Below are 13,230 nucleotides of genomic sequence, written 5' to 3'. Positions count from 1 at the left end.
ATGTTGAAAATATTATTGCCCACCACCTTTGCCATGATGTCTTTATTGAGCTATGCCGAGCAGCCAATTAGCAAGTATTCTGGTGGTAAAACGACCGTTAATAAGCAAGGTGCTAACGCGTTTTCTCTTCCCGCGGCAAATCTACCGATGAGTAAGCGGTTGGATTTTAGCGTGGGAAACAGTTTCTTCCGGAACCCTTGGGTTCAAGCGCCCGCATCAACCGATGCAAGAGATGGCCTTGGTCCACTATTTAATACCAATGGTTGTCAAAACTGCCACATTAAAGATGGAAGAGGGCATCCACCTGAGGCAAATGATCAGCATGCAGTTTCAATGTTGGTACGGTTAAGTATACCCGCCAAAACAGAAGCACAGAAAAGTCAAATTAAGCGCTCAGGGGTAATCCCAGAGCCCACATATGGTGGTCAGCTGCAAGATTTCGCTTTGCCTAACATGACGCCAGAAGGCCAGATAAACATTACGTATAGCGAGTTCCCTGTTCAATTTAACGATGGAACGACGGTTCTTCTCCGTAAACCAAACTTAAAGATTGTCGAGTTAGCTTATGGCGATATGCATCCAGACGTGATGATGTCTGCAAGAGTGGCACCACCTATGATTGGCCTTGGGTTGTTGGAATCCATACCTGAATCAACAATTCTAGAAATGGCAAAACAACAAGCTAAAGATGGTTCGACGGTTTCAGGTAAACCTAATTATGTCCTTGATGTGCGGACACAAACAATGGCACTAGGTCGTTTTGGTTGGAAGGCTGGGCAACCAAATTTGATGCAGCAGAATGCCGCTGCATTTCAAGGAGACCTTGGTCTTACAAGTACGCTATTTACCTCCGAAAACTGTTCGTCACAGCAAGATGTTTGCCATGATGGAGTGAGTGGCGGAACACCAGAAGTGAGCGACAAAATTCTAAACTTTGTTGAATTTTATAGTCAACATTTAGCCGTACCAAGCCGCAGAAATACTCAAGATCCACAAGTGATTGAAGGGCAAACTCTCTTTACTCAAGTTGGTTGTGAGAGTTGTCATCGAACCAATATTCAAACTGGTACTCGAAATAACTTACCCGCATTATCGGCGCAAAGGATTCATCCTTATACCGATATGTTGTTGCATGATATGGGGGAAGGGTTAGCGGATAATCGTCCTGAATATGCCGCGACAGGTCAAGAGTGGCGAACGCCGCCGTTATGGGGTATTGGTTATACCGAAGAAGTAAATGGGCACACGTATTTTCTTCATGACGGGCGAGCAAGAAACTTAACCGAAGCCATTGTGTGGCATGGTGGTGAAGCAAAAGCAACACAGCAGAATTTCTTGGCACTAAGTGGTAAAGAGCGTCAGGCGTTGATTGCGTTTTTGAACTCATTATAAGGAAATGTGATGAAATACCATGTATCGATTATGGGTCTATTAACGATGATGTCGTCAGCTCTTTTAGTAGGCTGCGGCGCGACAAGCGAGGTGCACCAGAGTGCATCTTCTCCGTTCGAACCTCTTCAGCCCGAACAGACACAGCATGTTAGCCAACATGTTTATGAACTTGAGCACCAATCTGCTGTTAATTTTTACCTCGCAATGGGCAATTTGCATCAGCAGTCTCAAGCATATTGCCAGCAAAATGAGGCGATCGATTCTGTTGAGCGAGCATGGCAGAAAGGGATGGAGCAATGGATGTGGTTGCAGGGGCAAGAAAGAGGTCCCACCCAAGCGTTAGAACAAAATTGGAATATTCAGTTTTGGCCAGATAAAAAAAACACGACGGGACGAAAAATGACGCACGCGAGTCTACGTGAGCACTGGTCTGTTGCTGCGATAAAAGATGAGAGTGTCACGGTACAGGGATTAGGTGCCGTAGAATGGCTACTATCTGATCCAAAATCCAATTTGGAAACCAACCCATCATCAAGCTGCTCACTACTTATTGCCATAACGGGGGCATTAACCGAGCGTTCGGCAACCATCGTGCAGGCATGGTCGGTAAACCCGTGGAGCACATTAGATGACAAAGCTTGGACGACTGAATATTTGGCCCTGCTGACCAATCAGTTAGATTACAGCATGAAAAAGTTGTCGAGACCTTTAGCAAAAATAGGCGCAGCAAAGCCGTATTTTTCTGAATCTTGGCGCTCTCAGACATCAATGATGCACTTACGAGCCAATATAGAAGCGTTGCAGTCGCTTTATTTGGCCAATGGGCAGGGACTTGACTTGATACTCCGTGAATCGGGGTCATCTGAACTGGCAATGAGTATTGAACGTCAGTTTAGGTTCATCTTGGACACTTGGCCCGAGTCCACCAGCCTTTTTGAGTTACTGCAAAGCAAAAATGGCTACCGAATTGTGCTCAGCCAATATAACAAACTTGAGCAGCTTAGATATTTAATGAGTGAAGAAGCGGCGATAAAATTAGGCGTAGTGATAGGGTTTAATGCAACGGATGGCGATTGATTTAACTAAGAGAAATCTAATACGGTTAGGTGCGATGGGGGTCATTGCCCCCAGTTGGTTAGCGGGTTGCAGTACGGCCAATTCTTGCGTGCAAGATAAGCAGCGTACTCCCCAACTTATTGGTGGTTCAATTCGTCACAATGGGGAGTTTGACGTCGTCATCGCTGCAAGTGGAACCCAACCTATTCATCAATTACCACTGCCAGGTCGCGGACACGGTGTGGCGATTCATCCTCATCAACCGCTGGCAGTCATGTTTGGTCGACGGCCTGGCACTTATGCCATGGTATTTAACTACCAATCAGGTCAAATGGAGTCTTTGCTCTTAGCGCCCAAGCAGCGCCACTTTTATGGTCACGGTGTTTTTTCTTCTTGTGGTCAGTGGCTGTATGCAACGGAGGGAGAACGCTCATCTAGCCGCGGTATTATTGGCGTATACGACACACAGCGCGGCTATAACAAAATCGACGAATTCACCTGGTTTTGGTGTAGGCCCACATGAAGTCATTGTGATGGCGGATGGAACTTTAGCGGTTGGGGTGGGGGGCGTGCATACTGATGGACGTACGCCGCTAAACTTAACCACGATGCGGCCGAGTTTGGTGTACCTAAGTGCTACGGGTGAACTGTTAGAGCAGGTGAGTCTAACCGATCATCGAAAAAGTATTCGTCACCTGGCTCACGATGGTGATGAGGTAGTGCTGACCGGGCAGCAATATCGCGGCGAAGCCGATTTTTATGTCCCGCTTGTCGCATTGCACAAGCGAGGGCAACCGATGCAAGAGTTAGGCGGAGAGCCGGAAGACTGGGCCAGATTTAACCATTATATTGCCAGCATAGCGGCTAATAAACACCATATTGTCGCCACTTCACCTAGAGGTAATTGCTATGGAATTTGGGATAAAGAGAGTATGAATTTGTTACAAATCAATGTGCTGCCAGATGCGTCAGGTGTTGTGGTTAAAGATGGTCAATTTTTTATTAGTTCAGGTGCGGGAAAAGTTGTGAAAATAGCCCCTGATTTGACAGTGAAAATGATGGGCTCCCCAACACAGTGGGATAACCACTGGCAGATGATCACATAAATGAGACGGACGGGAGTTGCTAGTAAATTAGTCATGTTGAGACGGTGAGATCTGCCATACTTAAACTCTAGAGAGAGGGAGTGGCTAGATGTCAAAGCAGTTATTTACCGTAGTGACGGCAGGAGTTGTGTGCGCAATAGCAGCACAGGTGTGGGCTGCGCCCGATCAAGATATCAATGAAAGGGATGCGGTCTCCGCGATTGCGTCTAACGTTCAGCCTGCCTATTACGACCAGCGTAGTACACCCTTAACGCCCACCTTATCTTCATCCATATCCACAAAACCAGCGACTGAAGTGTTGTTGTATGCTTCGTTAGTTGATTACATTTATAACGAAACGAGTCGTCAAAATATTTGGTCCAACAATGAGCTCAACGCACAGTTAACCCTGCAATTAGAAATGGTTAATTTGGCAGGTTTCAGTCCTTTATTTGAGCTTCGAGTAAAACACATGCAGTCTTTGTATCAGTCGGGGGCATCTAACGAATACGATCGTGCCGCGACAGATACTTTATTGCTTTACATCAGCTATATTGCTGCTGTGCCAGATCTCGGTAAACAGTGGTACTTTTCCGAAAGTTTAATTGAGGCATTGCCAAGACCGTCGGCAACCGAAGTCCATCAATTGTTGCTTGCAATTGAGAACAACACGTTGGCCAATTATTTGCTGTCGTTGTCGCCGCCAATGCTGCAACAGTCAGGTTTTGAAAATGTCTATATTGATCTATTGGCTAAGTCCCAAGTAGAGCTGACTGCTTACGAGCAGGTAGGGCTAACCCGAAAAGGGGATAGAATTGAGCCTGATCCCTATATTCATTTGTTAGACCTAGCTCGCAGATTCTGATATTTATGTTGAAGTAAGAGAAGATGGGAAGTTTGACCACTCTTTAGAGTCCGCTATCAAGGAGTTTCAGAGACTCTATGGTCTTGAAGACGATGGTATTATTGGACCTAATACATTGCATTGGTTAAATAAACCCGCACAAGAAAAATTAAGAGTGTTAGCACTAAATGCAGAACGTTCACGCCTTTGGCCTCAGCAGCGCGAGCATATCATCTTGGTTAATGTGCCTAGCTTTGAGCTCAAGTATTGGGGCAAAGGTGAACCCCGTTTTGAATCGAGAGTCATTGTCGGGCGGTTAACTCGTCAAACCCCGATATTTGCAACGAAGATGGATTCGTTGATCGTGAACCCGACATGGAATGTACCGTGGAAGATCATGGTAAAAGACATCATCCCTAAAGTTAAAAATGATCCTACGTATCTGTTTTCACAGCGCATCGAAATTCTAGAGGGTTGGCATAACCGAGTCACTGTCGACCCAACAATGATCGATTGGAAAGAAGTTCAGCCTAAACAGTTTCCTTATAGAATGAGGCAACAAGCTTAGTGAGTCGAATGCACTCGGGCAGTATAAGTTTAATACGCCCAATGAGCGGGCTATTTTTCTTCACGATACGCCCGGGAAGCAGTTGTTCAACGAAAGTAGCCGAGCTTACAGTTCAGGCTGTATCCGAGTTGAGCATGCCGATAAGTTTGCACAGGTATTGCTAGAACATCAGGGTAAACTACTTGATGATTTATCAACATATCGAGCCAATAAAGCCATTTCGTTTAGAACCAGAATTCCTGTCCATATCATCTATCAAACGGCGTGGCTTGAAGATGGCAAGGCGCATTTCCGGGCCGACGTGTATCAGTATGACAATAGAAGAGGGGGCGTCACTGAAACGGCGTTGATTAAAAACGAGAGAGGGCAGTAACTGACTTGTCATCGCTTATAGACAATGTCATAGTCTCGCTACTTTTTTTGAATAGTAGGATTTCCGATGAGTCTTAAGTATCAAGTCGTGCCCGTGACGTCTTTTGCACAGAATTGTTCCATTGTTTGGTGTGATGAAACCATGAAAGGTGTGTTGATTGATCCAGGCGGAGACATTGAACAACTGCAAGTGCTTATCGAAGAGCTTGGTGTTCAAGTAGAACAATTGGTGCTTACCCATGGGCATCTTGATCACGTGGGTGGGACCGAGCCGCTTTCAAAGGCACTTGGCGTAGAGATTGTTGGTCCACATAAAGCCGATAATTTTTGGCTGCAAGGTTTAGAGAATCAGAGCCAAATGTTTGGGTTCCCGTTGACGAAAGCTTTTGAACCTAATCAATGGCTTGATGATGGAGACGTTATTACATTTGGCAATCAGTCCCTAAACGTCATTCATACGCCAGGTCATACTCCAGGCCACGTTGTACTGTTTAACAATGATGCGAAACAAGCGTTTGTTGGCGATGTGCTGTTCAAAGGTGGTATCGGTCGAACGGATTTCCCACAGGGTAACTACGAAACGTTGATCCAGTCGATCAAAGGTAAGTTATGGCCTTTAGGTAATGACGTAGCTTTTGTTCCTGGGCATGGACCAGAGTCGACCTTTGGTCATGAAAGAGTATCAAACCCATTTGTTGCTGATGAGATGCCGCTTTACTGAGCACTAAGCTAATTTTCGTTTATAAAATGGCATGATTACGATTCGAACATGTCACGATCCGCTGCTGCTAAGTAGCGGCGGGTCAGTCCTACAAATTCCTCCCCACTTCTGTCCAAATCTGCTTCCGAAATAAAAATATCGTAACCAAAGAACTCGCGTTGATACGTCATACGATTGGCGAGCATTGCCATAAGACCGTGATACTCACAACCATCGGTATCGATAAATGGTGTGGAATCTAGCACGATGTCTTCAAAGGTCGTCTGTGGCGATGTTTGCTGAAGTCCAAGATAAAGCAACGCGCGCTGGCTAAGCAGCAAGTCAGTCGCGATGCGTGGACAAATAGCGTTGAGGTAAGCTTGGTAATTGTTAATTCGTAAACCAATCCAGGGAAGTGGGGTATGCCAACCATCGTGATGGTGACTGCAAATCCCAATACGTTCGATGTCCGACCAACGAAGTGCCCAGCCACCTTTAAACATATGTTGCTGAAAATGGGTTGCGGTTAACGTAAAAGTGACTCGACTCTTTACTAAGGTGTAGTAGGTGAAGCTTAGGGCGATGACGAGTAAAATAACCACAAGAAGCGACAGTTGCCAATTCGGTGAAAAAAGTACGATGGCAAACCCTACGAGCGCCGCGATAGCGGCACTTTTACGCAGTATGGGTGAATGCCAAGAGTAATGGTGATTACTAATGTGGATAGTGTCCATATATTATAAGTCGTGACCTTAATTACAAAAAGAAGTCATGCGCATGAGGTTATAGGATGCCCTCAAAATGTCATTGTTATTGTTTAAATAATAGCCATAAACGTTGAAAGTCGGCATTTTTCGTGACGCTTTGTGTCATGCCTCTACAAAAGTGGTCAAAATTTTGGTATAAAACGCGCTTCAAATTTTGACCACTGCTTACAGCGCAGTGAAATGGAGAGAAAACTCAATGAAACTTGCTCATAAGCGCAAAGTGCAATCAAAATTGCAAAAGCGCATTAAAGCGGTAGTTGCGAATACAGCAGCTGCAACAAAAACAGAAAAGCCTGTTGTAGCAAAAGCATCTGTAGCAAAAGAAGCTGTAGTGAAACAAGCGCTGCAGTAGCTAAAAAAGCACCTGTCGCTGAAAAAGCAACTGCGACAAAAAAAGTGGAAGTAGCATTAACTCCTAAGCAGCAACAAGTATTGGATATTGTTGTAAAGCACGCCGACGGTATTAATCCTAAAGGGATTGGTCAAGAAGCAGGCCAAGAAGACGCTAAAGCAGCATCTTGGGCAACGGGTGCTCTTAAGAAGTTACTAGAAGAAGGCTTAGTTGCGAAAGAGCAGCTTGCTGGTAATAAAGTGATCTACAAAGCGCAGTAATGCCTCACTTTATTAAGATCAAAAAAGCCCCGAATTAGGGGCTTTTTTGATCTTGTTGTGCCAGTAGCTGAGCCCATTTACATCTATTGCTCGAACGCCGTATCTAAACGGAGCGTTATTCCCCAGACCTATACCTGCCATTTTTTCTGACCCTTTAATTGTTATCAATATTGTTGCTTATCCTATTGTCTATGCCGCCTCGTTTTGGGGGGGCTTGTTAGTGTTTGTTGTGAGTTACGTAGCATTTCTGTAATTTTCAGCAAGGGTAAATACGTACGTAATCACTCGTTATAGAAATTGTCGAGATTTTTTAAAGTACTGAAATATGGTTATAAATATAATTGAACATTTAATCTCCTACGTATTATTACGTAATACCAAGGTCGAACTTGCGAGTGAGTAGGGATGAGGATGCGTGGTCGCACGAATACAAGATATTGATAATTAGATTCATAGTTACCTTGAACGTGAAACTTGGGGTGTTCGGATGTCACTCCATATAAGAAACTACTCAAGGAACTGAAAATGAGTTTAATCAAGAAATCAGTCACTCGTGCATTAAAAAGTACCGCTATTGTAGCGGCAACGTGTTTAGCCTTTGTTGCCACAACGGCAAGCGCGGCAGATAAAGTATACCGCCTTAAACTTGCAGAGACGTGGGGGCCTAATTTCCCTATTTTTGGCGATGCGACAAAAAATATGGCTAAGATGGCTGAAGAAATGTCGAATGGTCGACTGCAAATTCGTATCGACTCGTCAAACAAACATAAAGCGCCTTTCGGTGTTTTTGATATGGTGAAGTCTGGCCAATACGATATGGGTCACTCGGCGTCTTACTACTGGAAAGGTAAAGTACCCAACACACTGTATTTCACGACGATGCCCTTTGGTATGACTGCACCAGAGCAGTATGCGTGGTTTTACCATGGCGGTGGTATGGAGTTGATGGAAAAAGTCTACTCGCCACATAATATGATGTCATTCCCAGGTGGCAATACCGACGTACAGATGGGCGGCTGGTTTCAAAAAGAAATCAATAGTGTTGAAGACCTACAAGGTTTGAAGATGCGTATTCCGGGTTTCGCTGGTGAAATTCTGGCAGAAGTTGGAGCAAAACCAACGAATATCGCATCGGGCGAGCTTTATACGTCTCTAGAACGACGTACAATCGATGCGCTTGAATGGGTTGGACCTTCGTTGGATCTTCGCATGGGTTTCCACAAAATCGCGCCATACTACTATACAGGGTGGCATGAACCTGCAACGGAACTTCAATTCCTTGTGAATAAACGCACATGGAATAAGTTACCCGATGACCTGAAAGCTATCCTACAAATCGCTATGAAAACAGCCGCGTACGATATGTATATCCAGTCTACTCATGAAAGTGGTAAAAACTGGGCGACAATCCAATCGGATTACCCTGATATTAAAGTGAAGGATTTCCCACGCGAAGTTATCGATGCACTGCGTGATGCGAATGATAAGTTGCTCAAAGAGCATGCTGAAAAAGATGCAACAGCGAAAGAGATTCAAATGTCTCAAGCTGCTTATCTCGAGCAGGTTCGTTCATGGACTGATATTGCTACGAAAGCTTACCTCAATAAATTTGATGATTAATCATTCTGAAGTGGCGCTTAGCGCCACTTCTTTTATCGATGATTACTGAATTCAAATTACACCTAATTAATTTTTATAAAGATAGATGACGAGATGGCCAATGAACGAAGCGTTCGTCATCAAACTTTATTTTACGATGTCTATTTTTGAATACTTACGCACTCTACACATAAATAAAACTATATGAGTGCGGGATGGAGTCTGGTATGCGAAGCCTAATTTATATAGAGAGACTGTTTAACAAAGTCAGCGATGTGCTGGGAGTTGTGTCGAGTCTTTTATTTTTATTACTACTTGCAAATGTCGTGTACGACGTGGTGATGCGTTATGTATTTAATGACGTGTCGATTGCATTTCAAGAGATGGAATGGCATCTATTTTCAGCGGTATTTTTACTTGGCGTTCCCTACGCAATTAAAGCTGGAGGCCATGTGAGAGTTGACGTATTTTACGAGCGATTATCGGTAAAAGCACGCGCGATCATCGATTTGATCGGTACGTTTGTGTTTCTTTTCCCATTCTGTTTATTGGTGGCATGGTTCGGTATTGATTTTGCCAAAGAAAGCTTTGCACTGGGCGAGACGTCAGGTGATCCTGGAGGCTTACCATACCGTTGGGTTATTAAAGCCATGATCCCTCTTTCCTTCTTCTTTATGGCGGTCAGTGGAGTCGGGCTAGTGCTCCATTCTCTAAATAAGCTGGTTAACCCTCATTTGATATACGCCAATTCAACCGACTCTAAAGAATAAGGATTGTTTCTATGATCGGCATAGTCATGTTTTTTGTAGCGCTGTTTGCGCTACTGTTAGGATTTCCTGTGGCCTTCACGTTTGGAGGCATCGCGCTGATATTTGGCGTGTGGGCAGAAGGCATCGAAATGTTCGCGTTCATGCCATATCGAATCCAGTCCATTATGGAAAATACCGTTTTAATGGCGGTACCGCTATTTGTTTTTATGGGCTTAGTTTTACAAAAAACTAAGCTAGCAGAGCAACTGCTAGAGTCCATGGGGCGTTTATTTGGTGGTGTGCGTGGTGGTATTGCGATATCAACGGTATTAGTGGGGGCGCTACTCGCAGCGTCGACAGGAGTTGTTGGCGCTTCGGTTGTGGCGATGGGGCTTATCTCTCTACCAGTTATGTTGAAGTACAATTACGATAAAGGGTTAGCGTGCGGTACTATTTGTGCGTCAGGAACATTGGGGCAAATCATTCCGCCTTCGATAGTATTAATCCTTCTTGGCGATGTACTTGGTGTGCCAGTTGGTGACTTGTTTCAGGCGGCAATTTGGCCAGGGTTAGTGTTAGTGGGAGCTTATGTTTTATATATCCTGATCTATGCAAAACTTAACCCAGAAGCGGCGCAGCCCATTCCTAGAGATGAGTCCATTTCACGCAGTCAAGAAGTAAGAACGGCGCTAAAAGCCATTATTCCGCCTCTAGCCTTGATTGTGATTGTTCTGGGTTCAATATTCGCTGGTGTGGCAACCCCAACAGAATCTGCGGCACTGGGTGGCGCAGGGGCGATTTTATTGTCGTTGGCTTATGGTCAGTTTAATTTTCGTATGCTTTACGAAGCATCAAAAGAGACCGTCAAGGTTACGGCGATGGTGTTCGCCATTCTATTGGGCGCAACTGCGTTTTCGATGGCGTTTACCTATACTGGTGGCGACATGCTGGTGGAAGAATGGATGTTGTCCATTCCAGGAGAGAAGTGGGGTTTCCTCATTATCACCATGCTGGTGATTTTGATTCTAGGTTTCTTCATCGACTTTGTGGAAATCTGTTTCATTATTGTTCCGATGATTGCACCCGTTGCTGAGATCATGGGCATCAATATGACGTGGTTTGCCATACTCGTCGCGATGAATTTACAGACATCGTTCTTAACGCCGCCATTTGGTTTTAGCTTGTTCTATTTGAAAGGGGTGGCGCCGAATGGCGTGACGACAAGAGATATATACCGTGGGGTTATGCCGTTTATTGCTATTCAAATCCTAGTGTTAGCGTCACTGTTAGTGTTCCCATCCTTCTATGGAATGTGATCTAATTACCGTTGTGGCGTAAGGAAGTTCATTTATTTGACCGCCGTGGTAATGTGTCTTACGGGATGCATTGCCTTTATCGGCGGCTGCAGTTAGAAGGGACTTCTATGCCACTCAAAGCAAAACTGATCTTATTGACGTTACTGCCGTTAGTGATATTGACGGCTAGCGTGAGTTGGATTGCCCTCCATCAAGCCAAATCCTTTGGCGAAAAAGAAATCGAGATCTTCCGAGAGAGTCTAATTCGTTCGAAAGAGTCAGCGTTGAAGGACAGCGTAGAGCTTGCATTTGATGCTATCGAATACGCTTATAACGATCCGGATCTTTCTGAATCAGAAGCGAAGGCCCAAGTTCGAGAAATTCTAGACCGCTTACGTTACGGCACGGACGGCTACTTTTTTGCCTACGATAAGACAGGCACCAATCTTGTTCACCCCATACAGCCAGAGCTGGTGGGACGAAACCTTCTTAAGCTACAAGACCAAGACGGCAATTACCTAATAGAAACATTGCTGTTCCAAGCTCAAGCGGGCGGAGGATTCCATCAATATTTATGGCAGAAACCGTCGACTGGCGAAACGGTAACTAAGTTGAGCTACGCAGCGTGGTTAGACAAGTGGGAATGGATGATTGGCACCGGACTTTATATTGAGGATGTGGCTAGGGAGGTCGCGCTACTTCGAGCCGCCATCGATAAAAATATTGAAACCACGATGTTTTCTATTGTGACGATTTTTGCGGTGACGGTGGCGGTTATTATTGTGCTTACCTTAGCAGTGAATTGGCATGAGCATAAATTAGCCGATAAGAACTTAAAAGAGCTGGCACATAAAACAGTGATGTTTCAAGAAGACGAAAGAAAGCACTTGGCTAGAGAATTACATGATGGGGTCAACCAGCTGCTGGTTTCGAGTAAGTGTCACTTAGAGTTAATGGATACCAAGGATATTGATGTACGTTCCATTGGACACTTGAGTAAGTCTCTATCGTCATTATCAGAAGCGATTATTGAAGTGAGACGAATCTCACATCATCTTAGACCGAGCGCCTTGGACGATATCGGGCTGGAAGCTGCCATTTCAAGTTTGCTCCAAGACTTCAAAACCTACTCTCACGCGAATACAGAACTGGTGCTTGATACACAAGCATCTAAACTTAAATCAGAGGTGGCAACGACCTTATATCGTGTTGTACAAGAATCACTGAATAATATAGAAAAGCATGCAGATGCGACGCAAGTTACGGTGTTTCTAAAGCAGTTTGGTAGTGTGTTGCAATTAATGATTCGTGATAATGGCATTGGTTTTGATGTGACCAATGCACTGGCAGCACGCGGAATCGGTTTGCGTAATATGAGAGAGCGTGTTGAGTTTATTGGTGGTGAGTTTGAATTACTGAGTGATTATGGAAGCGGAACAGAAATCACAGTCTTGCTGAAGTTAGAAGGAACGGAATAATGGATGAACCGATCAAAGTGGTGATAGTGGATGATCATCAAGTGGTTTTGGAAGGTTTCATCGCTCGGCTAGAGCGAGAACCCGATATTGAGGTGATTGCAACGGCAAGTAATGGGCTTGAGGCGGTAGACGTGGTCAAATCGTACCAGCCTGACGTGGTACTAATGGACGTGAGTATGCCTATTATGAATGGCATAGAAGCGACACAGCTATTGAAAGAAGAACGTCCTGAAACCAAAGTGCTTATGCTCACGATGCATGATAATCGTGAATATATTATGAAAGTGATGCAGGCAGGGGCTGTGGGCTATATGTTAAAGGAAATATCGGCAGAAAAAATGGTTCAAGCCATCAAAACGGTGAAGCAAGGGTCTACGTATTTTTGTGAGTCTGTTACGCAAACGTTATTTTCACAAGAGGTGTCACCAGCACAGAGCAAGACTAATCCATTGAGTCGTAGAGAAGAGTCGGTGTTGAAATTAGTCGCACAAGGAAGTAGCAGCAAGAAAATAGCGCAGATGCTCGATATATCTTATCGTACAGTAGAAACTCATAGGCAGAACATTAAACACAAGTTGGACTTGCACTCGACGGCTGAATTGGCAAAGTACGCACTGGAACATGGTTTGGGATAGGGCAGAGTGTGGACACTATTGATATTAATGGTGGCGCTTGATAAAAAAGACCCGCAAAAGCGGGTCTTAACGTATTTA

Annotated in this window: 11 protein-coding genes and 4 pseudogenes; 14 read left to right on the top strand and 1 reads right to left on the bottom strand. The window is 44.6% G+C overall.

Features of this window, described 5'->3' with window-relative positions:
* Positions 1-33 precede the first annotated feature (33 nt).
* The 8 genes and pseudogenes from AC0L66_RS11185 (at position 34) to AC0L66_RS11150 (ending at position 6,038) form a co-directional block, all read left to right on the top strand.
* Positions 34-1,392, top strand: coding sequence for a di-heme oxidoreductase family protein (locus tag AC0L66_RS11185; protein WP_473569235.1), 1,359 nt, complete (start codon positions 34-36; stop codon positions 1,390-1,392).
* A 9-nt stretch (positions 1,393-1,401) separates the two neighbouring features.
* A complete protein-coding gene (locus AC0L66_RS11180) occupies positions 1,402-2,469 on the top strand; it encodes an imelysin family protein (protein WP_473567343.1) in 1,068 nt (355 codons plus the stop codon).
* Positions 2,450-3,554: pseudogene (locus tag AC0L66_RS11175) on the top strand (DUF1513 domain-containing protein). The gene AC0L66_RS11180 and the pseudogene AC0L66_RS11175 overlap by 20 nt, the downstream one beginning before the upstream one ends.
* Before the next feature lie 88 nt (positions 3,555-3,642).
* Positions 3,643-4,398 carry a hypothetical protein gene (locus tag AC0L66_RS11170; protein WP_473567341.1) on the top strand — a complete coding sequence of 252 codons (756 nt, stop codon included), beginning with the start codon at positions 3,643-3,645 and terminating at the stop codon, positions 4,396-4,398.
* 1 nt (position 4,399) lies between these two features.
* Positions 4,400-4,513, top strand: a pseudogene (locus AC0L66_RS11165) (peptidoglycan-binding domain-containing protein); the annotation flags it as partial.
* Positions 4,514-4,552: 39 nt separating this feature from the next.
* Complete coding sequence (locus AC0L66_RS11160; RefSeq protein WP_473567339.1) at positions 4,553-4,945, top strand: L,D-transpeptidase family protein; 393 nt, start codon at positions 4,553-4,555, stop codon at positions 4,943-4,945.
* Positions 4,946-4,964: 19 nt separating this feature from the next.
* Positions 4,965-5,318, top strand: a pseudogene (locus tag AC0L66_RS11155) (L,D-transpeptidase family protein); the annotation flags it as partial.
* A gap of 66 nt (positions 5,319-5,384) precedes the next feature.
* A complete protein-coding gene (locus AC0L66_RS11150; protein WP_265675532.1) occupies positions 5,385-6,038 on the top strand; it encodes an MBL fold metallo-hydrolase in 654 nt (217 codons plus the stop codon).
* A 35-nt stretch (positions 6,039-6,073) separates the two neighbouring features.
* On the opposite strand, the gene AC0L66_RS11145 is transcribed toward AC0L66_RS11150, so the two are convergent.
* Entirely contained in the window at positions 6,074-6,751 is a 678-nt protein-coding gene (locus tag AC0L66_RS11145) for a DUF2982 domain-containing protein (RefSeq protein WP_473567337.1), read from the bottom strand.
* Positions 6,752-6,980: 229 nt separating this feature from the next.
* On the opposite strand from AC0L66_RS11145, the pseudogene AC0L66_RS11140 reads away from it, so the two are divergent.
* The 6 genes and pseudogenes from AC0L66_RS11140 to AC0L66_RS11115 all read left to right on the top strand — a co-directional run bounded on the left by AC0L66_RS11140 (position 6,981) and on the right by AC0L66_RS11115 (position 13,152).
* Positions 6,981-7,396: pseudogene (locus AC0L66_RS11140) on the top strand (MarR family transcriptional regulator).
* Between the two features lie 525 nt (positions 7,397-7,921).
* Positions 7,922-9,016, top strand: a complete 1,095-nt coding sequence (locus AC0L66_RS11135) for a TRAP transporter substrate-binding protein (protein WP_265675529.1) — start codon at positions 7,922-7,924, stop codon at positions 9,014-9,016.
* A 194-nt stretch (positions 9,017-9,210) separates the two neighbouring features.
* Positions 9,211-9,765 (top strand): TRAP transporter small permease subunit, encoded by a 555-nt coding sequence (locus AC0L66_RS11130; RefSeq protein WP_473567334.1) that lies wholly within the window; start codon positions 9,211-9,213, stop codon positions 9,763-9,765.
* Positions 9,766-9,776: 11 nt separating this feature from the next.
* On the top strand, positions 9,777-11,060 hold the full coding sequence (locus tag AC0L66_RS11125; protein ID WP_265675527.1) for a TRAP transporter large permease: 1,284 nt from the start codon (positions 9,777-9,779) through the stop codon (positions 11,058-11,060).
* 107 nt (positions 11,061-11,167) lie between these two features.
* Positions 11,168-12,517, top strand: coding sequence for a cache domain-containing protein (locus AC0L66_RS11120; protein ID WP_265675526.1), 1,350 nt, complete (start codon positions 11,168-11,170; stop codon positions 12,515-12,517).
* On the top strand, positions 12,517-13,152 hold the full coding sequence (locus AC0L66_RS11115; protein ID WP_265675525.1) for a response regulator transcription factor: 636 nt from the start codon (positions 12,517-12,519) through the stop codon (positions 13,150-13,152). Before AC0L66_RS11120 ends, AC0L66_RS11115 begins: the two co-directional genes overlap by 1 nt.
* Positions 13,153-13,230 lie beyond the last annotated feature (78 nt).

The organism is Vibrio sp. GJ43-1, from assembly GCF_055808835.1.
The sequence above is the reverse complement of the archived record's forward strand: the minus strand, read 5'-3'. Positions and strand labels throughout refer to the sequence as shown.